Annotated in this window: 17 protein-coding genes; 13 read left to right on the forward strand and 4 right to left on the reverse strand. The window is 54.8% G+C overall.

Features of this window, described 5'->3' with window-relative positions; translation table 11 throughout:
* The first annotated feature begins 479 nt into the window (after nt 1–479).
* The 6 genes from AC07NR_RS18780 to AC07NR_RS18805 all read left to right on the forward strand — a co-directional run bounded on the left by AC07NR_RS18780 (nt 480) and on the right by AC07NR_RS18805 (nt 8106).
* Nucleotides 480–764 (forward strand): hypothetical protein, encoded by a 285-nt coding sequence (locus tag AC07NR_RS18780; RefSeq protein WP_495079140.1) that lies wholly within the window; start codon nt 480–482, stop codon nt 762–764.
* Nucleotides 761–1033, forward strand: a complete 273-nt coding sequence (locus tag AC07NR_RS18785; protein WP_085641054.1) for a DUF3077 domain-containing protein — start codon at nt 761–763, stop codon at nt 1031–1033. The genes AC07NR_RS18780 and AC07NR_RS18785 overlap by 4 nt, the downstream gene beginning before the upstream one ends.
* Nucleotides 1030–3948, forward strand: a complete 2919-nt coding sequence (locus tag AC07NR_RS18790; RefSeq protein WP_495079141.1) for a DUF927 domain-containing protein — start codon at nt 1030–1032, stop codon at nt 3946–3948. Before AC07NR_RS18785 ends, AC07NR_RS18790 begins: the two co-directional genes overlap by 4 nt.
* 215 nt (nt 3949–4163) lie before the next feature.
* Entirely contained in the window at nt 4164–5006 is an 843-nt protein-coding gene (locus tag AC07NR_RS18795) for a chromosome segregation protein SMC (protein WP_495079211.1), read from the forward strand.
* Between the two features lie 315 nt (nt 5007–5321).
* A complete protein-coding gene (locus tag AC07NR_RS18800; protein WP_085606863.1) occupies nt 5322–5687 on the forward strand; it encodes a histone-like nucleoid-structuring protein, MvaT/MvaU family in 366 nt (121 codons plus the stop codon).
* Nucleotides 5688–6447: 760 nt separating this feature from the next.
* A complete protein-coding gene (locus AC07NR_RS18805) occupies nt 6448–8106 on the forward strand; it encodes an ApeA N-terminal domain 1-containing protein (RefSeq protein ID WP_495079142.1) in 1659 nt (552 codons plus the stop codon).
* Nucleotides 8107–8495: 389 nt separating this feature from the next.
* Here AC07NR_RS18805 and AC07NR_RS18810 read toward each other — a convergent pair whose 3' ends face one another.
* Both AC07NR_RS18810 and AC07NR_RS18815 read right to left on the reverse strand, forming a co-directional pair.
* Nucleotides 8496–9041 carry a hypothetical protein gene (locus tag AC07NR_RS18810; RefSeq protein ID WP_495079143.1) on the reverse strand — a complete coding sequence of 182 codons (546 nt, stop codon included), beginning with the start codon at nt 9039–9041 and terminating at the stop codon, nt 8496–8498.
* Nucleotides 9042–9080: 39 nt separating this feature from the next.
* Nucleotides 9081–9299, reverse strand: coding sequence for a hypothetical protein (locus AC07NR_RS18815; protein WP_495079144.1), 219 nt, complete (start codon nt 9297–9299; stop codon nt 9081–9083).
* 197 nt (nt 9300–9496) lie between these two features.
* Between AC07NR_RS18815 and AC07NR_RS18820 the strand changes: the two genes are divergently transcribed.
* The 3 genes from AC07NR_RS18820 to AC07NR_RS18830 all read left to right on the forward strand — a co-directional run bounded on the left by AC07NR_RS18820 (nt 9497) and on the right by AC07NR_RS18830 (nt 13382).
* Complete coding sequence (locus AC07NR_RS18820) at nt 9497–9898, forward strand: hypothetical protein (RefSeq protein WP_495079145.1); 402 nt, start codon at nt 9497–9499, stop codon at nt 9896–9898.
* Nucleotides 9899–11040: 1142 nt separating this feature from the next.
* Nucleotides 11041–12750 carry a DUF262 domain-containing protein gene (locus AC07NR_RS18825; RefSeq protein WP_495079146.1) on the forward strand — a complete coding sequence of 570 codons (1710 nt, stop codon included), beginning with the start codon at nt 11041–11043 and terminating at the stop codon, nt 12748–12750.
* Between the two features lie 302 nt (nt 12751–13052).
* Nucleotides 13053–13382, forward strand: coding sequence for a hypothetical protein (locus AC07NR_RS18830; RefSeq protein ID WP_495079147.1), 330 nt, complete (start codon nt 13053–13055; stop codon nt 13380–13382).
* Nucleotides 13383–13389: 7 nt separating this feature from the next.
* Here AC07NR_RS18830 and AC07NR_RS18835 read toward each other — a convergent pair whose 3' ends face one another.
* Nucleotides 13390–14136, reverse strand: coding sequence for a hypothetical protein (locus tag AC07NR_RS18835; RefSeq protein ID WP_495079148.1), 747 nt, complete (start codon nt 14134–14136; stop codon nt 13390–13392).
* 120 nt (nt 14137–14256) lie between these two features.
* On the opposite strand from AC07NR_RS18835, the gene AC07NR_RS18840 reads away from it, so the two are divergent.
* The 3 genes from AC07NR_RS18840 (at nt 14257) to AC07NR_RS18850 (ending at nt 17472) form a co-directional block, all read left to right on the forward strand.
* Entirely contained in the window at nt 14257–14619 is a 363-nt protein-coding gene (locus AC07NR_RS18840; RefSeq protein WP_495079149.1) for a hypothetical protein, read from the forward strand.
* Between the two features lie 117 nt (nt 14620–14736).
* Nucleotides 14737–15480 (forward strand): hypothetical protein, encoded by a 744-nt coding sequence (locus AC07NR_RS18845; protein WP_495079150.1) that lies wholly within the window; start codon nt 14737–14739, stop codon nt 15478–15480.
* Nucleotides 15481–15552: 72 nt separating this feature from the next.
* Entirely contained in the window at nt 15553–17472 is a 1920-nt protein-coding gene (locus AC07NR_RS18850; protein ID WP_495079151.1) for an alkaline phosphatase D family protein, read from the forward strand.
* Between the two features lie 79 nt (nt 17473–17551).
* Here AC07NR_RS18850 and AC07NR_RS18855 read toward each other — a convergent pair whose 3' ends face one another.
* Complete coding sequence (locus AC07NR_RS18855; protein WP_495079152.1) at nt 17552–18724, reverse strand: aspartate aminotransferase family protein; 1173 nt, start codon at nt 18722–18724, stop codon at nt 17552–17554.
* A gap of 102 nt (nt 18725–18826) precedes the next feature.
* Between AC07NR_RS18855 and AC07NR_RS18860 the strand changes: the two genes are divergently transcribed.
* Nucleotides 18827–19732, forward strand: coding sequence for a LysR family transcriptional regulator (locus AC07NR_RS18860; RefSeq protein ID WP_495079153.1), 906 nt, complete (start codon nt 18827–18829; stop codon nt 19730–19732).
* Nucleotide 19733: the final 1 nt, after the last annotated feature.

Here is a 19733-nt window from a genome sequence, read left to right on the forward strand (position 1 = left end):
TGCACAAACAATTTATGCCGCACCTGAAAAATCCGCAAGCCATCAGCGCTGTTGCACTTTCGAAACACGGACGTTACTCTCTGGCCGTCGCTGCAAATTCAGCGACCGGGTTTGGCGACCCGAGTTACTTGGCGCACAGGCGCCCCATCCGACAGCAGGCGCTTTTTTTGTGCCCGCCGTTTCGTGTTATGGCAGCTGTGCGTGGGAGACCTTCGGGTCTGCCGGGTTCCAAGTTCCCGGTTCGCCAACCTGCGCACAGCTGCCACCCTAAATCGTTTGGCGACGATCAGTGGCAGCTCCATCTTCAAACTTGGAGTGTCACCTATGCCTGCCCTCAATCCGTCCAAAATTCGCGCCGCTGCACACCGTGCAATGGCTCTCGCCGCTTTACACGCCAACTCCAGCCTCGCTACACGCCTCTCCCGCTACAACGCTCACATGGCCAAAGCCCGCGCACTCGAAACCGCAGGCGGTGCCCAATGAACAGCGCCCTGAGTTTTGCCCTGCCCGAAGATCTGCTCTGCGTGAATCCGAGCGCAGAGGCCGGCGTACCTATCGATGCTATCACCTGCGCGATTGATCGCGCTGACTCGGTACTGACGCTGCTTGAGGATCACTTCGAAAACGAATCCTCGCGCCTTGCCAATCATGTTATTGCCGCCGTCCTCTGGGACGTGCGCGGCACCCTCGGCCTGATCAAAACGCTGGCCATGCACGGTGACAACACTTCGACGCCTGCGGTGCAGAAAGGCGGTGCGCTATGAGCATTTCCACCACACCGGGCCACGCTACCTTTTCTCGCGTTAATGCCACCGACCTGAAGCTATTTCGCGTCAATGCCGGAGTACCCGTCGAAGACGCACTGGAGATGGTGTCGTTGCTGCAACATCACGCGAACCAGCTCAGTTTCGACGCGGCCATGAGTGACCACGGCGAGCGTTTCAGCTGGCCCGCCCTTTACTTGGGCGAGATGGCCAAAGCATTGATCGACGACATCAACGATGCGCTGTTTTTGCCGAGGGCTGACACATGAGCCAACGCCCGAACAGCACCACGAAACGTCCAAGCTTTGCCGACGTGAAAGCCGCCGCGCTGAAAGACATTGATCGTGTCCTGTCGCATTGGCTGCCCAACGGCAAGCGTGTGGACGGCGGCAAGGAATACACAGCCCCGAATTCGACTCGCAGCGACAAGCGCGCCGGTTCGCTCAAGGTCAATTTGAACAAGGGCACCTGGGCAGACTTCGCCACCGGCGACAAAGGCGGCGACCTGATTGATCTGGTGCGCTATCTGGACGGCGGCAGCGACGTCGAAGCCTGCCACAAACTGGCGGATTGGCTGAACGTTGCGCCCGGCGCCGCCAAGATAGAAGCAGCCTCGAGCAAGCCCAAGGCAGCAACATGGAACGCTATCCAACCGATCCCGACCGAGGCCATGAACAAGTGCCCGGCCAAGCACCGTGATCATGGTGTGCCGTCCAAGGTCTGGATCTATCGCGATGCGCAGGGTCAGCCGCTCATGGCGCTGTATCGCTTCGACCTCGGCCCGGATGAAGACGGCAAGCCGAAGAAGGTCTTTGCGCCACTAACATGGTGTCAGCGCGCCGATAGCCAAACCAAACAATGGCGCTGGCAGGGGCTGCCGGATCCGCGTCCGCTAATGAACCTTGATGAACTGGCCCAGCGCGCTGACGCACCAGTGGTTCTGTGCGAAGGCGAGAAAGCTGTGGATGCCGCCGCCGAGTTACTGCCGGACTACGTGGCCACCTGCTGGCCGAACGGCTCCAACTCCTGGCATAAAGCCGACCTGACGCCGCTCAAGGGACGCGAAGTTTTGTTGTGGCCGGACAACGATGACAGCGGTAAAGCCTGCATGGCCACCGTTGCCGAAAAGCTGCGCGAAATCGGCGCCGCTTCGGTCCGGGTTATCGCGCTGGAGGTGTTCAAAGGCAAGCCGACGCTGAAGAACGACCGCGCCGCGTTCGCAAAGGGTGGTCAATGGGATGACGGCGACGATGCCGCCGATGCGCTCGAAAAAGGCTGGACCGCCGGCCACTTCACCACGCTGGAAAGCAGCGGTGAGCTGTTCGGTGTGATCGAAGAAAAACCGGTAGTTGCCCAGGTGGAACCCAAGCCGGAAACAGAGCCGGAAGTGAAACCCAAAGCAGCGGCCAAGCGACCGGCAAAATCGAAAAACGACCTGATGCCGGGAGGCTTTCGCCTGACGCCCGAAGGTGTGTTTTATGCCGGCGAAGACGGCGAAGCACGCCCGGTGTGTTCGCCGCTGGCAATCCTTGCGCGTACTCGTGACGAGAAGGGCCACAACTGGGGCTTGCTGGTCGAATTCGACGACCCCGACGGCACCAAGAAACGCTGGAACATCCCAGCGCGCACCATGACCGGCGACTTCGGTAAGGACGTACTCGGCCCGTTGGTGGACATGGGCTTGCGTCTGGCCGGCAGTCGTTCGGGGCGCAACGCCCGCAACGATTTGCAGAGTTACCTGGGCGGCTTCGACAGCGCACAACGTGCCCGTCTGGTCACCCGTTTAGGCTGGCATGACAACGCCTTTCTGTTACCCGAGCAGCAGGTCGGCAAGCACGCAGAACACCTGCACTTCTACGAGGCCGGCGCGCAGCTTCCGCCGATCAGCGAAGCGGGCACGTTGGAACAATGGCAACAGCAAATCGGTGCGCTGTGCATCGGCAACCACCGTTTGGCGTTTGTCGTCGGTGTGGCGTTCGCCGGTCCCCTGCTGCACCTGCTCGGCCACGAATCGGGCGGTTTTCACTTGTACGGCGACAGCTCCGGCGGCAAGACAACGCACCTGCAAGTCGCCGCCTCGATCTACGGCGGGCCGCGTCTGGTGCGCTCGTGGCGCTCGACCGACAACGCGCTGGAGTCGATCGCTGCCGCGCATTCCGACGGGCTTCTGGTGCTCGATGAAATCGGCATGTGTGATGCCCGCATCATCGGCGAGACGGTGTACATGCTCGGCAACGGCACCGGCAAGGCCCGCGCCAATGATCGAGGCCAAGCAGGCCGGCAGGTGCAAGAGTGGCGCTTGCTGTTCCTCTCCACCGGCGAGAAGACCTTGGCCCAGCACATGGCCGAAGCCAACAAGGAACTGAAGGCCGGCATGGAGGTGCGGATGCTCGCCGTTCCGGCCGACGCCAGCAAAGGCCTTGGCATGTTCGACACGCTCAACGGTTTCGAAGATGCCGCCGCCCTTTCCGACGCACTCAAGGCTCGCGTAGCGAACTATTACGGCACACCGCTTACCGCGTTCCTGACGGCGCTGTGCGAACCCGGCAAGCGTCACGGCTGGGCGGCAATCCTGCGCCGCACGCTGGAAGGCTTTATTGCCCAAGCGCTCCCGGCGTCCGCCAGCGGTCAAGCACACCGTGCCGCCGCTCGCTTCGGCCTTGCAGCTGCCGCCGGCGAGCTGGCCACCGCGATGGGCATTACCGGCTGGCCGGACGGCACCGCCACCACCGCCGCTCGGGTGTGCTTGAACGCCTGGCTCCACGAGCGCGGTGGTGCCGGTAACTTCGAGGGCGATGCGATCTTGGCGCGGCTGCGCCAGGTCATCGAGCGCTTCGGCGAAAGCCGTTTCACCCGCTGGGAATCGGCGGCAGCGAAGATCGACGAACACGGCCCACGCACCATTGACCGCCTGGGCTTTCGCAAGACGCTGGAGCACGGCATGGGCGACACCATGCACACCACCAACACTTATTACGTGCTGACCGAGGCGTGGCGCTCCGAGATCTTCCGCGGCATGAACATCAACGCGGTGAACAAGGAACTGTTGCAGCGCGGCGTTCTGGAACCGAGCAGCGACGGTAAGGCGTCGAGCTTGGTCCGCCTGCCCGGCCTCGGCCAGCAACGCTGCTACATCGTGAAGAGGATTCCGGGAACGGATGAGAGCGAGGCTCGGGCTGCCTGAAGGCACGTCCGCTGATCGAGGTAGCGCCGGCTTATTCCCGGCCTCGCCAGCCGCTCATTCAACCCAAACCCATTTTTGAAGGAACAAGACAGATGAACGAATTCCACGCTTCTACCGAACAACACGAACTGCTCGGCCGCGAGTCCACCGGGCTGGCACGGCCGGTTTCGGACAACACTGCCGCGACCGGTCATTGTGACAAGAAACAACGGTTGATCGACGAGATTAACCATCTGACCGCCCAACGCGATAAACACTTGAGCGACGCTGAACAGCACCACACCAAGATGGCGCCGTTGGAGGCGCTATTGGAAGGCGACGAAGTCATCGAGGAGGAACGGCTGACCGCAATCCGCAAGGAGCACAGCAGCCTGAAAGTTCCTTACGACGCCAGTAAGCACCGTGCCTGGCTGCTCGATGCGAAGATCACTCGCCGCGAGAAACTGCTCAATCATGAAACCCTGATGGCGGGTTACACCGAGTCGATGGCGAACTGGAAAGCCGACGAGCAAGAACTCAACGAAAAACGCGACAGCCTCAGCACCCGCTTGGCGCAGATTCAGCAGCAGGCGGAAGAGGACATGGCCAAGGCCCGGCAAGCCGAAACCGATGCCGCCACCGCTTATGCGCAGGCAGTGGCCTGGGGCGATACCGAGGGCGAAAAGAACGCCAATGCCGATGCGCAGAAGGCCGCGAAAAACCTCGCGACGGCAACCGAACACAACCGTCGCCAACACCTGATCATCACTGCATTGGAACAGGAGCTGTCCATCGTTGACCAGCACATTGCCGAAGCGCAAAGAGAATACAGTTCGACCCAAGAAACCGCGATGTACCTTGCCCGCATCGTGCTTGAAGAACAGTGGAACGAACAAGCGCAAGCGCTGATGGAGCTGGGCGGCAAGCTGTGGGCTACCGAAGGGATGCTTGGAGGCGAACACCTCAGCCTGATGAAGCTGGTACTTCCACAAGAAGGCGAAGACTTCCACAGCTGGAACTGGCACGAACTGTTGGAGCGATCCCGCCAGTACAGCGTGCAAGACATCCTTTCACTGTAACTCGCTGAGCCACCGAAACAGCCTACGTAGGTAGGCTGTTTATACCTCCACAGGCTACAAAATGATCATTCAATTTGACCTTAGAAACACCCCAAACTGGAAAGAGCTACTGAGAGCACGAATAGTCTCCTTGAAGGAAATGCTGGAATTCGTGGACAAACCTCGCATAAAAACGAAAGTCGAGATTCTCACCGTGAAATTGATAAAAGCCGAGATCATCAGCATCCGAGAGGATGCTTAAACTGTCAGAATAGCGCTGAACTTGTGAGCCGCACGAACATTCAAACTTTCATCAAACAAATGTAGGAATCAAACATGTCCAAACTTGCCGAATACCGCCAGCTCGAAAAGCACCTCGCCGAACAGCTTCAGGCTTTGGAAGCACTGAAGAGCGATGGCGCGTTGAAAAAAGAGATCGAGTTCGAAACCAAGCTGCGCGAGTTGCTCAACCAATACGGCTTCAGCCTCAAGCACATCATCAACCTGCTGGATCCGCAAAGCACGAAGCGCGCTTCAACACCAGCGGCGGCACCTGGCAAGCGTAAGCCTCGCGCTCTGAAGGTCTACAAGAACCCGCACACCGGCGAAGTGGTCGAAACCAAAGGCGGCAATCACAAGACGCTGAAGGAGTGGAAAACCAAGCACGGTGCCGACGAAGTTGAAAGCTGGGTGAAGAAATAACGCAGCTGAATAAAAGGCCTCTCAGAGGCCTTTTCTTTTGTTGATCACATCCTTCGCGCCTGCGACCTCACCATCTAAGAATCGCTACCATCAGCAAAAGGAGTCAACGTTGTGGACACAATGAGCAGACGTGAAATTGATGGCCTGTTATCTCGCGCCTTCCACAATGCACCATCACCTGCTCGATAAATGCCACCCGTAGCCTGTAAATCGAAGTGATCGGCCCCGACCAATGACAATTCACGAATGCCAACATTGATCGCTCCAGGCACCATGGCGAAGCGGGAATTAATCGCCTGCTCCACTAGATCCTCGAAGAGATGATCATCTCTCTCCGGTCTACAAATCTGGACTAACAATAGGAACCTTGCCTACGCCCTCGACTGCTTCCCTATAGCTCGCGGCAGCCTTCTCGATCGTCGCTTTACGCTCGGGTAGGTGATGAAGCCTTCCGCGAAGTATCGCTCGGCCCGCCCAACCTGATAGAAAAGAGCTGCTCCTAGCTGTCCTCCACGATTTTTTCTTAACGACCGCGTCTACCCACTAGCCGACGCTCACGGACGTCTGCTTTCGGCCAAAAGCGGTCATCCTCGGGAGGCAGCTATCGTCCCATAGCTGCCAATGGAGACTGGCAAAATCCGGCCAAAAGCTCTCGGCAGGCATTAACAAAACATCTCCTAAATACTGTCTCCCAAGCATATTTTTGACGCGAAATTTCGTATATAAATAAGTCAGACAGTTTTTTAATAATGGATTATCAATGAAAAATGATTTTGATTTCTCTAGCAAATTTGAGTACGACGTAGAAGTTTATGATGACGACCAAGGCGTCATAGGTCAGGGACAGCTTTCGTTTGGCGACGGAACGTTGATTCGCATACAGTTTGATTTGACGAAACACTATGAAGCTCCGCGACGTGAGTTCTCGATTCTTAGGGCAAAAGCAAAAAATGGCCAGAAGCTCACACTACTCAATTGCGAGCTTGAAAGGTATTCGCTATACGCGGACTTCGTCGTACTTGGCGACATCATATCTGAAATCACCTATTTTCATATAAAATATGGAGATGTATCTGATTGGTTTTTGCGTGGACAATATGTTACCGGCCAAATTGGCGAAAATATTAGCTGGAAAAACCAGGTACCTCAGCTATCGGTAAGCGTCAATACGACGGATGAGAACTTCTCTTTAAAGACCGATACAGTTGGCAGTCTAACCAAGCGTGGCGAAGACCATATAATACATGAACATACACGCTTTATTTTTGAGCGAACGGATGGTGGATTTTCAGTAAAGGAGGTAAAAGACAAAACGTTTGAGTTATCTACTTTATTGTCTGTATTAACTGCCAATGCTATTTCTATTGCAAATGTATGGGTTGGATGTGGTGCGAGCTACGCTATGCCTATTTACTTTTCGGCATTTAGAAAAGTAGATCGAGAATCTTCAAGAGGCGAGTTTTGGCTAAGCTGCTTAGCTCAAAGACACTCGTTAGATGATAAATGGCAGTCAGTGTTTGAACGATACTACGCATCCAATTACAGGAAGACGTCGTGGGTTCGGCTTGCCGGCATGCAACGTTATGAGGGGTTCTGGGAGTTCAAAATTCTTGGCTATGTAAGTTTGCTTGACGAGTACGTTAGCTCCTATACAGCAATGGCTAATCAGAAAGCTACCAAAGCTGAAAGCAAGCGGGTAACTAAATTTGCAGAGCAGTTAAAGTTAATAAAGCACCCTTTAAATGATGCGCAATTTAAAGATGTAGAATCTCTCGTCGGAACAGTTTTTTTGACGTCGCGTGGTTTGTCATTCAGAGAGAAATACGACTACACGATAGGATTAACAGACAAGGATATTCTAAAAGTTATAAATTTGACAGATGACGACTTTTCATTAATAAAAAGGATTAGAGATAAAGTTGCGCATGGGGACACGCCAGACTTAGCTGATACCTCGTACCAAGAAATTCATTTTATTGTTGAGAAGATCGCACTGTTGATGACCTATTGGGCACATGTCGATCTCGGATTTTCACCTTCTGAATTCTCCATCGCTTTGATGCGCACTCATAATTACCTTCGTTTTAATCCTCAGCTAGACAAAATCCATTTAGAGCGCATAACCAACTCAGCACAATTTATTCCCGTTTCGCAAGAGCTTTTTGTGAAATTCGCATCCGGTGACGGTCCCATTATCAATGCTTGTTTTACTCAAAGTTTGAGCGGTGAGCTAACATACTCTGAAGAATACAAGGCGATGTACGAGGCATGGATTAAAGATCGTTCTCGGGCGAGCAATAAAATTATCGATGCCTTTGGAGTCGCGCCGGAAAGATTCAGCGCCGTGGGGAGTCTGTATTTAGAGCATGGAGATGAAATAAAAGAACTACATGGGGCATACATCATTAGAGATGTTTGATTTAATATTTTTGCCAGTTTGGGTGGCAGCTCAAATCGATCAAACAACTGATCGCTTCGACTAGGGGCATCCCGACGCAAAATTAATGTCTTTTTATGGATGGCCGAAGGCGGTCGTTTGCCAATGTCCGCTTCTGGCCGAATGCGGTCGCTCTTGGGGTAATGGATGGCTGCCGTGACTCCAGAGGGCAGGTAGATGGTAAACGCACCGGCCGCCGTGATTGCCAAGCGCGCAAGAAAAGGCCCCCACACCGGCCCAGGTGTGGGAGCCAATTGAACATAGGCCGGAATTCGACGCATCTGACGCCGAGGACGGCTATCGACCAAAAGCCGATCTTATTCGCCTCAAGAACTATGGTCGGAGTAGATGCCGTCGGCTGAGCCCCAGCGCTAGGTAACCGCTAATATCTTAAGTCTCGCCCGTATGCTCTGACAGAGCACTTCGAAGCGCTGGAGTTGCTGCTCCTCATAGAAAAAATTTCCCTGGCTACGTGTCGGTGCCTCAATGATCGCGGTTACTGACTCTTCAATTGCACTAACAATAGACTTGCGGTCTATGGAGAGGTGATCTGTGTTGAAGTGAATAAATGTGTTTCTGGACCCATTCAGCCAGCTTATCAAGTCTCGGTTTATTCCGGACTCTTTACCGAATAGCTTGTCGAATAGCTCCATAAAGAAGTCGAGTTGAGGATCAGGTAAATCCTCATTATTTTCATACGCCGCTAACCACTTCTTGAGGTGACTTGGCTTCCATGTATCAAAACCTGCGCTACCTCGAAGCGCAATGCATACAGCTCCCTGCAGGGCAGAATGAGCGGCGATGAGCGACCACTTCCAACAGGTCGCAGTCATTGGCGCCCCTTGAATTTGAGCAAGAAGTTGCTCGAGCGATGTTTCCAGATCAATAAAACGATCGAACCGAATATAGCCTTCCATGTTCTGCCAACCCTTCTTGGTGCCTAATGGAGCGACTCCTTACGACTGCCGTAGTCGCATAATCGCATCTGTGATCGCTTTTGCATTTGTATCTAAGGTCTCCATAGCCATCACAGCGTTATCTGCAACCACTGCCACTCCATTGGCTGCAAGCCAAACGGCGACCTCCTCGATTGCCGCCGCCAGTGCATGCTGGTTGTGCAGGAGCAATGTCAGGGCGTCCGCAGTGGCGATATTGGAAGCCGAGTTACTTGGCATGCTGTTCATCCTGGAAATGAGGGGTTTGCAAAGCCTAGCTCATGCGTCGGCAGGAGAATGGTTTGGATACGCATCATCGGAGCCTGCAGCAGCTTTCGACCCTAAGCGGACCTTCGGCAGCAAATCTGGCAATATGCCTTTCTGACAAGCCTGTCCTGAATCCATGGCAAAACTGAATTGACGAGTGCTGTTACCCCATGAACAAAGGTCTAAGTGATTACAACCTTGATTACGTACTTACGGTCATTGAAAAGGCCCCAAATACGGAATTGAGTGTGATGTGTGAGCACCTACAGATCGACAGTAGCGATCTTTTGAATCAGTTGGCGATCTCAGTTGCAAGATTGTTTATTACAGGCACTCGCGATTTTCATTACTGTGATGAGGTGATGAATACTGTCATCAGCGATATCATCGACTTGTCCATGCACGCGGATATGCCCCAACCGGCATTCTCTATCTATCAGGCATTTGATGCAGGCGAGTATTGGCACACCGGTGATGACCGGGATGTATTTCCTTGGGAGAAATGGTCGCGACCTGAGCTCGAGCGGATTTTGTGTGAGATCGACGACGGCGCAAACGGGCTTTCGAAGTAAGTGCGACTTGAGCCTCCGAAGGGCTGCTTTTGGCCGAAAGCGGCCCGTTACTACTTCTGACTGATCGCTGGCAGAGCGGCCAAACTGATGATTACAGCCCGTTAATCGCGTCTATTGGGCGGACTGGGAGTGGGGAAGTACCTGGTCTCCTGCGCATGGACATGACCTCCTCCGTCCCTCTTTCAAGCATCGGAGTGTTACACCAGATGCCAGAGTTATACGCCTAAATGTTTGTGTACGCAGCCGATGTAACATCATAAATATTCAATAAATACAGTTACTTACTAACCATCGTTACACCAGTTACACGAGTTACACCGCATTTTTGAGGGGGACATACCCCCACACCCCGTAAGCATCATTCCCACCAGCGAACGTCAGGTGTATCTGCCGCAGTGTGCCGGGGCCCCTGAGGTTTTCTTCAAGACACGGGGTCGGAAACCCGCCGGACTTTGTTAGCGGACAGGTGCGCAGCTTAGTGAACCGGGTGAACCGGGTGAACACACAGTTCACCAGTGCGATTGCACAAGGTGTTGAGAGGTCGCCGGGGACCCTGAGTATTTCTGAATGGCACGGGGCACAAAACCCGCTTGATCTTGAGACCGGCTGATTTTTTTACATTGGTTGACAGGTTGAAACGGTTGACGACCGAAGACGTGCGGAATCATCAACACAATAGGCCATCGTTACCTCCCCTGTAACGATGGCCTTTTTTCAACGGAATCCTTTCGATTTCAATGATTGAAATTCAATAAGCTCGAAGTCGTGCCGCTAACAAAATCCCGCGGGTTTCCGACCCCGTGAAGCAGGTATTTCTCCAGGGTCCCCGACCCGTTCGCTGCTTCGTTGGATGTGCTTATCTCCACACCCGAGTGACAGGCAAGAATCACTGCCAGTGGCGACGTTAAGCATAGGTCTAGGTTGCCTTCCTTTCGTACACCGCGCTACGCTCGGACGATTCCGTATAAAGCACGCAAAAGGACCTGCAGCTTGAATGTCCCCCTGTCTTTTCCCCACGCGACAAACCACGACCCCGCATTAGCCGGTCGACCACGTGCGAATAAAAAACTTACCTAAAACCTGTATGCCATAAATCCGCCGACACGATGTAGAGCCCAATTACTCGGAGTAAAATAAGAGACATGAAAACCCCTGAAAAAACCAACGTTGATGGAACGTTCGACGGATCGGTGAGGTACTCGGCACCTGTATATCAGCGATATTATGTTTGGGGGGACGAACCTCTGCAGGCACTTCTTGAGGATATTGACAACTCAGGCGTAGAAGATCTCGAGCAATTCATAGGCGCCACAGTCGTCCAAGACTTCGGTAAAAAGGGCGGCACTCAATCACCAAATGAATACCTCATGATTGATGGCCAGCAACGCCTTACAACTATTTACTTGCTCATATGTGGACTGGCTTGGGCATATATAAAAGGCGGAAAAGAAGAAGACGCACTTACTCTTGCACAAATGTACTTAGCCTTTACCGCAGGCAAGTACAAAGGCATGCCTAAGCTACTACCTACAGTGCAAGACCGTAGGCAACTCTTCGACTTATTGAGCTATGACATCACTTGCATTGAATGGAACTTCAAAGAAGAAACAATTGACGAACACTCCAATCGCCATGGTATATCCTCTCAGTGGGAAAACATTAAATGGCAATTCAGTGAAATCTTTTTTGATGAAGATGGTAAGTTTCTTACAGACAAAATCGAGTCTTTCCAAGAAAGACTCTTGAATAAGATTGTATTTATCCAGATCACCTTAGAGGCCACCGACGACGCTAACACTGTGTTCTCTAAGCTAAACTATGAAGGTGTAAAACTTTCGCTATCCGACCTAGTCAGAAACGACGTAATCTCTAGAGTCCCGAACAACTGCAGAGATGCACTCGACAAATTCTATGACTCGACCTGGAAGCCGTTTGAAAAATCTTTTCCTCGGAACTCATTTGATCAATACATCACTATTTACTCTTTTATCAAGTTCAATGGCTTAATCTCAAAATCCCGTGCCTTTCCAGAACTACAAAAAAAATGGACTAGTTCAACTCCCGACTCCATCGTAGCGGAAATGAGTACTTACGCGGACTTGTATTGTGCACTGGTTGATTATAACCCGATAGATGGTATCAGCGACCAGGTGGGTGAACGAGTGCATCGATTTAGCTTAATGCCAAAAACAACTGTTACCTGGCCCTACATTTTGGAACTTTTGAACGCACACCGAGAAGGAACGGCTTCCAAAAGGCAAACTGTACAATGCCTTGCCATCGTCGAGTCTTTTTTAGTGCGACGTGCAATAGTTGGATTAGAACCAACAGGATTACATGCTGTATTCAAAGGTCTGTGGGGAAAGGCTGGTGCCGATCCAAAAACTCTTAAGGAGCGAATCATAACGGGTACAATTAGATGCCCAAATGACAACAGCATTAGAGAAACTTTAAGCAATGAAGACATGTACTCTAGAAAGATCACGAAATATCTTCTGATCCAGAGAGAACTTCAACACAACAGTACGCATGGCTATGACAACGCTACAGATGACTTTACCGTAGAACACGTTTTACCACAGAGTCTGACGGGAGACTGGCTTGATTGGTTTAACAGAGAAGACCACAAAGCACTTCTTCATACAATTGGAAATCTGGTTCCTCTTACAAAAGGTCAAAATGGGCGTATTAAGGACCTCAGCTGGGCTGAAAAGAGGGTCGTGATTAAAGGGTCAAACTGGAAAATCACTCAGGAAGCAGCGTCAGCCAGGACGTGGGATAAACGGCAAATTCAGCGGAGGGCAAAAAAGTTTGCCGACTGGGCTGTTGGAGAGTGGCCAGATATTCATTGAGGCTACCTGTAGGCGCTCAACCTTGTGGCTTCCAAGAAGGTCACAAGGCTGAGTTAAGCGAAATAGCTCTATTTTTCTCGATTCGGCAAACGGTGTTGGTAAAATGCTGCCAACGCGGAGAAATGTGTATCCCCACTTGTATCCCCGACTCAAAAAAGCGCTTGCAAGCCACGCAAAACCTAGTTCTTTCTGGTCTCCCTCGGGCACCAAAATTAGAAAAGGTCTTGCTTTGCAAGGCCTTTTTTTTTGTCTGCCGGAAAGTGCCGCTGGCTGTCCGGCGAGATATCACACAGGTTCACAGCATGGAATCGTCACTGGAAACAGTCGCCCTTTTCTCCCTGAAACTCGCCTACGAGGAAGAAGGCCTGAGCCCGATTTTGCGGGATGATCTGGTCATGGGCGACTATCAGAAAGACGTGTTCGAGCTGCTGGTACGCCGGGAGGATGTCGAAACCATTCAGTTCAAGATGAACGAATGCCTGGGCCTGGCGATGGATGCCCTGGGCGGTATCGAAAAACCGTTGGGGCGTGAGTTGAACAGGTTGTCGGTTGACTTCGGCCAGGCACGATCGGTGGCGCAGATGGATGCACCACTCCTCGCCCTTAAAAGCTACCTGAAGGACATCCTGTAATTCGTCATCAGCGCAACGCTTTCACGACACGGATATCCATGGGAAAGCCATCCGCGCCAACCAGCTTCTTCCATCCCACGTACTGGAACGTCCCCCGTTCATCGATGTAATCGCTCTTCTCCACGGATCGGCCTCCCAGCACCGCCACGCGTTTTTCCTCACCGCACCCGCCATCCGATGGCCTGACGGTATAGATCACATACGGTTTCACATACTGCGTGGCGCGAAAATGTCGGCCACAGACTGCATCGACGGTGATCATCATGGTCTTGAGGCGAGCTTCGCCATCCATGTCTTCATGCAGTTTCAGGAATGAGAGCTCACCCACATCGCTGAATCCCAGGGAGCGGGCGCGCTGGTACTCGGGGGAGTTCTCGTGAGCGATCCGGCCTTCCTGAACGGCACGCTGAGTGCTGGCTGCATAATCGGCCTTGCCTTGGGCGATCATCGATTCAGCTTGCGCGATGGTGCTGTCGCACTGAGCGTACTCGCGGGAATAGAGATATTCGGGCGTCAGGTTCGGGCGGCGCTCATCGAGGACTCGCAGGTTATCCTCCAGGCCAAACATAATCTCGAAGGCCGTGGTGCGACCACTCTGGACGTCAGCCATTTTTTCCTGCATCCGCTGACAGTTGGCGCTGTAGTACTGCCAACTGGCCTGCGGAGCTTCTGTCCAGGCTGCGAACGCCGGAATTACCGCGAAAACGAGTGTGATCGCGCCGAACAGACGCGAGGCATTGAAGGCGGCAAACATAGGTAATCCATTACAGGAGAGAAGTGGCGCGACGCTACTATTTTGATATCTTCCCGTCCACTGCTGACAAGCGCATCAACAGCACCTCACTCCAAAAATCGCATTCAAGGAACGAACCGCATGTATGCCTTGTTTTACTTCTTCGCCTGGGCCGCCATGTGGGTTTGGGTCGTGAAGACGCGCGGCAACTGGAATCTGCTTTTGGCCAATCTGGCAGGCGCCGCCAGCGGTTTCCTGGTGGCGCTGGCCATCTCGATTGTATGTTCCGGCCTTTTCCCCTCAGCCGTCCCGCCGTCCTCTGCAAATCTACTCCGCGACCTGCTGGAGGTGATGACAACCGTCGGGGTGCTCGCGGGGGTCTGGATGTGGATGCTCCGCCGCCCCCAACCCGAACAACCGCTGGCCCGCCACCTGCTCGCTGGCCTGTGCGGAATGACTGCCGGTATCACCACGCTGATGTTTTTCGTCCTCAACTTTCGCTGAACAATGTTTTCGTCACTGGTATCACGCTTCTATTTTGATATCTTGCCGTCCATCTTCAGCGCTCATCGTCGGGGCGACGCTGATTTCCGGTTTTTGCAGGTTTAAGGAAAGGATCGAATGGAGTTTCTGCGTTTTCTGGCATTTGTCGCGGCCTGGGGTTTCATGTGGCGCTGGGTGGTGAAAAACCGCGGCAGCTGGCATCTGTTTTACGGCAATCTGGTCGGTGCGGCGGGCGGTTTCATTGTGGCGATGGTGGTGCTGTCGATCACGCTTTCACTGTTCCCGTCAGCCCATCGCTACGAAGCCGAGCAGACAGAAAACGTTGTGACACGGGAAGCAGAGCCAACCTCGTTGCTGCCGGAAGCCGAGTCGGCTGCAAGCCCCGATGCGCTGCAAGCCGCGCCAGTGTTTGCCGCTATCGAGCCAGACGACAAACCTTCGCCGCCGGACTCAGCCTTGCTGCCGAACTACGCCAGTCGGGCGCCGAAGACCCTGTCGGTGCAAACCGTGATTGACCAGAGTGACGACCAGGGGCGCAAAGCCCTGACAGCCCTGAGCAAAAAGCTGCGCAGCGACGCGCAGGGTGACAAGTCGATGCTCGCGTATGTCATGTGCAGCCCGTTCGTGACCAGTACCTTGCGCTTTCCCGCTTCCGCGCGGTTTGCCGATAGCAAAAGCATCGCACCGCAACGCTTCAAGGATCAGGTCTACACCTTCAGCAATACCGTCACCGCGCGAAACATGAACGGCGACGACGTCTCTTACCGTTTCGACTGCTCCGTGCAGGAACAGCCAAGAGTCGACGCGACGCCTGCCGAATGGCGTCTCTTGGCGCTGAAGCTGCAAAAGTCGGACTCTTAAGCCTCACTTAAGGGTTGAAAGCACGGGCTGAGCTATCATCGCCAGCCTGTGCGACCTGAGTTTTGCCCTCCGATGTCTCGAATGTCTGCTGACCTGCCTCCGCTGCCTCCTGTATTGGCCGGCCCGCTATTGCGACGGCTGGAACCGACACGCGTAGTGCTTTGGTTGGTCGGCAGTCGCGAGCTGGCGCTGACCTTACGCCTGCAAGGTGTAGGAGACATTCCACTGGATGCCGGGAAATGCACGGTCATTCCTGTAGGCATTCATGCATTCATTCACCTGATAGACGTCACGCTCGACAGCCCCCTGCCTTTAGACACACAAGTCGATTACGACTTGCTGATCGATGGCCAACATTCCGTCACCGACTGGGCGCCGCATCTGCTGTACGGCAAAGTCACGTGCCCGAACCTTGTGGTGCGATCACGGATCGATCAACTGCTCCACGGTTCCTGCCGCAAACCGCATCACCCGGCGGCTGACGGTTTGCTCTGTGTCGATCAATTGCTGGCCTCTGAAACCGAGCCGCAACAGCGCCCTGCCCTGCTGATGATGAGCGGCGATCAGATCTACGCCGATGACGTTGCCGGTCCGATGTTGCGGGCGATTCATGCCTTGATCGAGCGACTCGGCCTGTTTGGTGAGCAACTCGAAGGCGCGGTGGTCAGCGACAGCGCCCGACTCTACGAACACCCGGCCAGTTATTACCACCGTGCAGATTTGTTACCGGCACTTGAGAGCAACGAGACTTTGCGCGAGCGATTTTTCGGCGGTGCGCGCAAGCCGATTTTCACCAGCAGCAGCGCCGACAATCATCTGGTGACGTTCGCCGAAGTCATGGCCATGTACCTGTTGGTATGGTCGCCGACGCCATGGACATTGATCGATCCGCAAATGCCGACGCTTATATCCGAACGTCGCCAGCGCTATGCCCTGGAACAGACCCGGATCGATAGCTTCAAGGCAGGTCTGGGCAATGTCGCCCGGGCGCTGGCGCACTTGCCGAGCCTGATGATCTTCGACGATCACGACATCACCGATGACTGGAACCTGTCCGCACAGTGGGAAGAAACCGCCTATGGTCATCCGTTCTCCAGACGCATCATCGGCAATGCGCTGATCGCCTATCTGTTGTGCCAGGGCTGGGGCAACAACCCGGATGCATTCAGCGGTTTATTGGAGAAAACCCGACACCTGAGCGCCAGCGGTAATGATCGTTATCTCGACTCCCCGGTACAGGACGAACTGATCGATGAGTTGCTGCGCTTTCAGCACTGGCATTTCGTGCTGCCGACCAGCCCGGCCTTGGTGGTCCTCGACACCCGCACCCGGCGCTGGCGCAGCGAGATGGCGCTCAAGCAACCTTCCGGCCTGCTGGACTGGGAAGCCCTTTGCGAACTGCAACAGGAATTGCTCGATCATCCGTCGGCGATCATCGTCTCGCCGGCACCGATCTTCGGTGTGAAGCTGATCGAAACCGTGCAGAAGGTCTTCAGCTGGTGCGGTTATCCCCTGTTGGTGGACGCGGAAAACTGGATGGCTCATCGCGGCGCGGCCCAGGTGATCCTGAATATTTTCCGACACACCCGTACACCAGGCAGCTACGTGGTGCTTTCAGGGGATGTGCATTATTCCTTCGTCTACGAAGTGCTTATCCGACACCGCAAGGCCGGCCCACGCATCTGGCAGATCACCAGCAGCGGCATCAAGAACGAATTCCCGCCCACCCTGCTCGAATGGTTCGACCGCCTGAATCGCTGGCTCTATTCACCCCGCTCGCCACTGAACTGGCTGACCAAACGCCGACGCATGCGCATCGTGCCGTACGTTCCCGAGCATGCTGAAGCAGGTGAACGGCTATGGAATTCGGCGGGGATCGGCCAGGTTTTTTTCAATGAGCAAGGGCAGCCCCGGGACATCATTCAGCACAACTCGAACGGCGCGCCGAAGACCCGGATGCTGGCGCCGGATCTGACGGATTATCCTGATTAGGATTGCGGCAATATCCAGCGGTAGATTTACCCGGATGAAAAAATGGCTGCCGAAAAAATCGGCAGCCATATCGAGATGGTCAGTTTGCCTCAAGCATCAACCCCACTCCCCTCACAATCATCCCCACCTCCCGCTCATCAATCGTCAGCGGCGGCAGCAGCCGTATCGTCTTGCCGCGAGTGACGTTGATCAGCAACCCGTGATCCCGCGCGGCAATCAGGGTCAGGTCGCGGATCGGCTGTTTCAGTTCGATACCGATCATCAACCCCAGCCCACGAACCGCCAGCACATTCGGGTTGTCCGCCAGATCCGCCCGCAGGCGGCTGAGCAAACGCTCGCCTTGTACCCGGGCATTTTCCAGCAAGCCCTGTTCTTCGATGATGTCCAGCACGGTGCAACCCACCCGACAGGCCAGCGGATTGCCGCCGAAGGTGCTGCCATGGCTGCCCGGCGTAAACAGTTCCGCCGCCCTGCCCCGCGCCAGACAGGCACCAATCGGCACGCCGTTACCCAGGCCTTTGGCGAGGGTCATGACGTCGGGGACGATGCCTTCGTGCTGAAACGCAAACCACTGCCCGGTACGGCCGATACCAGTCTGGATCTCGTCGAGCATCAGTAGCCACCCGTGGCGATTGCACTGCTCGCGCAAGGCTTTCAGGTAACCCGGCGGCGCGATTTGTACGCCGCTTTCGCCCTGGATCGGCTCCACCAGAATGGCCACGATTCGCTCGCCGTGTTTTTGTTGCATCTGATTAAGCACTTCAAGATCACCAAATGGCACTTTGACGAAATCCCCCGGCAACTCGTTGAATCCCAGGCGCACCGCCGGGCCATCGCTGGCGGACAAGGTGCCCAGAGTCCGGCCATGAAACGCGTTGGCCATGACCACCACCAGCGGTTGCTCAATCCCCCTGCGCCACCCGCGCAGCCGCGCCAGTTTCAGTGCGGTTTCATTGGCCTCGGCGCCCGAGTTATTGAAGAACGCCCGCTCCATTCCCGACAACTGCGTCAGTTTGAGCGCCAACTGCTGCTGCCAGTCGATGCTGTAGAGGTTGGAGGTGTGCAACAGCAATCCCGCCTGCTCGCTGATAGCCGAAACTATTCGCGGATGCGAGTGGCCGACATTGGTCACCGCCACACCCGCGACGGCATCGAGGTACTCGCGACCGGCCTGATCCCATAGACGGGTGCCCAGACCTTTGGTGAAACTCAGGGCCAACGGTTGGTACGTGTTCATCAGGGCGGCGGTCATGACTTCAAACTCCAGTGAAGGTCGGTGTGTTTGCAGTATGGTTAGCCACCAGAGCTGGATAAACTCGGCAAAACTTCAATCATTTATAAGCAGGGCTTGATAATGGATCTGTTCCAGGCGATGAGCGTCTACGTCAAGGTCGTGGAAACCGGCAGCATGACGGCCGCCGCCTTGCAGTGCGAAATGTCCACGACCATGGTCGGCAATCACCTGCGGGCACTGGAGCAGCGCCTCGGCGTACAACTGCTGCAACGCACCACCCGCCGCCAGCGGCTGACCGAATTCGGCACGGTCTATTACCAGCGCTGTCTGGAGGTGCTGGGGCTGGTGCAAGACTCCGAACGGCTCGCCGAGCAAACCCTGGATGAGCCTCGCGGCTTGCTGCGCATCACTGCGCCACTGACCTTTGGCGTCGAACGCCTGGCTCCGGCGCTCAGCGAGTTTTCCCTGCAGTACCCGCAGGTCAGAATGGATGTCGTACTGACCAACAGCCGTCCGGATCTGCTGGAGAGTGGTCTCGATGTGGCGTTCCGCCTCGGCCATTTCGAGCAATCGAACCTGATCGCCCGCCCCCTGATCGACTACACCCTGACCGTGTGCGCGTCTCCGGATTACGTGGCCCGGCGGGGGATGCCCCTGACGCCTGAAGACCTGCAACAGCACGATTGCCTGTCGTTCGCCTACCCCGCCGGCGATGACTGGCAATCGGTGGAAAAGCGCTGGCGCCTGAGCGGTCCGGACGGTGAAATCATGGTCGATGTCAGCGGGCCGATGCTGATGAACACCTCAGCCGGTTTGCATCAGGCGGCGCGTACCGGCATGGGCATCGTGATGCTGCCCGATGCACTGGTGGAGCAGGATTTGCGCGACGGCAGACTGGTGGCGGTGATGCCCGACTACCAGCCACCGAGCCGTCCTTTGCATCTGCTTTATGCACAGGATCGTTATCGGCTGCCGAAGCTTCGGCGCTTCGTCGAGTTTGCGATGAAGACATGGGGGAAAAGCTGAT

Source organism: Pseudomonas sp. GW821-FHT09C09, assembly GCF_059418105.1.

Bases quoted from the DNA above. Each gene is read 5' to 3' on its own strand.
- AC07NR_RS18815 (WP_495079144.1), bottom strand. From the start codon at position 9,299: ATGCCAAGTAACTCGGCTTCCAATATCGCCACTGCGGACGCCCTGACA.
- AC07NR_RS18810 (WP_495079143.1), bottom strand. From the start codon at position 9,041: ATGGAAGGCTATATTCGGTTCGATCGTTTTATTGATCTGGAAACATCG.
- AC07NR_RS18835 (WP_495079148.1), bottom strand. From the start codon at position 14,136: ATGTTTGCCGCCTTCAATGCCTCGCGTCTGTTCGGCGCGATCACACTC.
- AC07NR_RS18785 (WP_085641054.1), top strand. From the start codon at position 761: ATGAGCATTTCCACCACACCGGGCCACGCTACCTTTTCTCGCGTTAAT.
- AC07NR_RS18845 (WP_495079150.1), top strand. From the start codon at position 14,737: ATGGAGTTTCTGCGTTTTCTGGCATTTGTCGCGGCCTGGGGTTTCATG.
- AC07NR_RS18805 (WP_495079142.1), top strand. From the start codon at position 6,448: ATGAAAAATGATTTTGATTTCTCTAGCAAATTTGAGTACGACGTAGAA.
- AC07NR_RS18790 (WP_495079141.1), top strand. From the start codon at position 1,030: ATGAGCCAACGCCCGAACAGCACCACGAAACGTCCAAGCTTTGCCGAC.
- AC07NR_RS18780 (WP_495079140.1), top strand. From the start codon at position 480: ATGAACAGCGCCCTGAGTTTTGCCCTGCCCGAAGATCTGCTCTGCGTG.
- AC07NR_RS18820 (WP_495079145.1), top strand. From the start codon at position 9,497: ATGAACAAAGGTCTAAGTGATTACAACCTTGATTACGTACTTACGGTC.
- AC07NR_RS18860 (WP_495079153.1), top strand. From the start codon at position 18,827: ATGGATCTGTTCCAGGCGATGAGCGTCTACGTCAAGGTCGTGGAAACC.
- AC07NR_RS18840 (WP_495079149.1), top strand. From the start codon at position 14,257: ATGTATGCCTTGTTTTACTTCTTCGCCTGGGCCGCCATGTGGGTTTGG.
- AC07NR_RS18830 (WP_495079147.1), top strand. From the start codon at position 13,053: ATGGAATCGTCACTGGAAACAGTCGCCCTTTTCTCCCTGAAACTCGCC.
- AC07NR_RS18855 (WP_495079152.1), bottom strand. From the start codon at position 18,724: ATGACCGCCGCCCTGATGAACACGTACCAACCGTTGGCCCTGAGTTTC.
- AC07NR_RS18800 (WP_085606863.1), top strand. From the start codon at position 5,322: ATGTCCAAACTTGCCGAATACCGCCAGCTCGAAAAGCACCTCGCCGAA.
- AC07NR_RS18825 (WP_495079146.1), top strand. From the start codon at position 11,041: ATGAAAACCCCTGAAAAAACCAACGTTGATGGAACGTTCGACGGATCG.
- AC07NR_RS18850 (WP_495079151.1), top strand. From the start codon at position 15,553: ATGTCTCGAATGTCTGCTGACCTGCCTCCGCTGCCTCCTGTATTGGCC.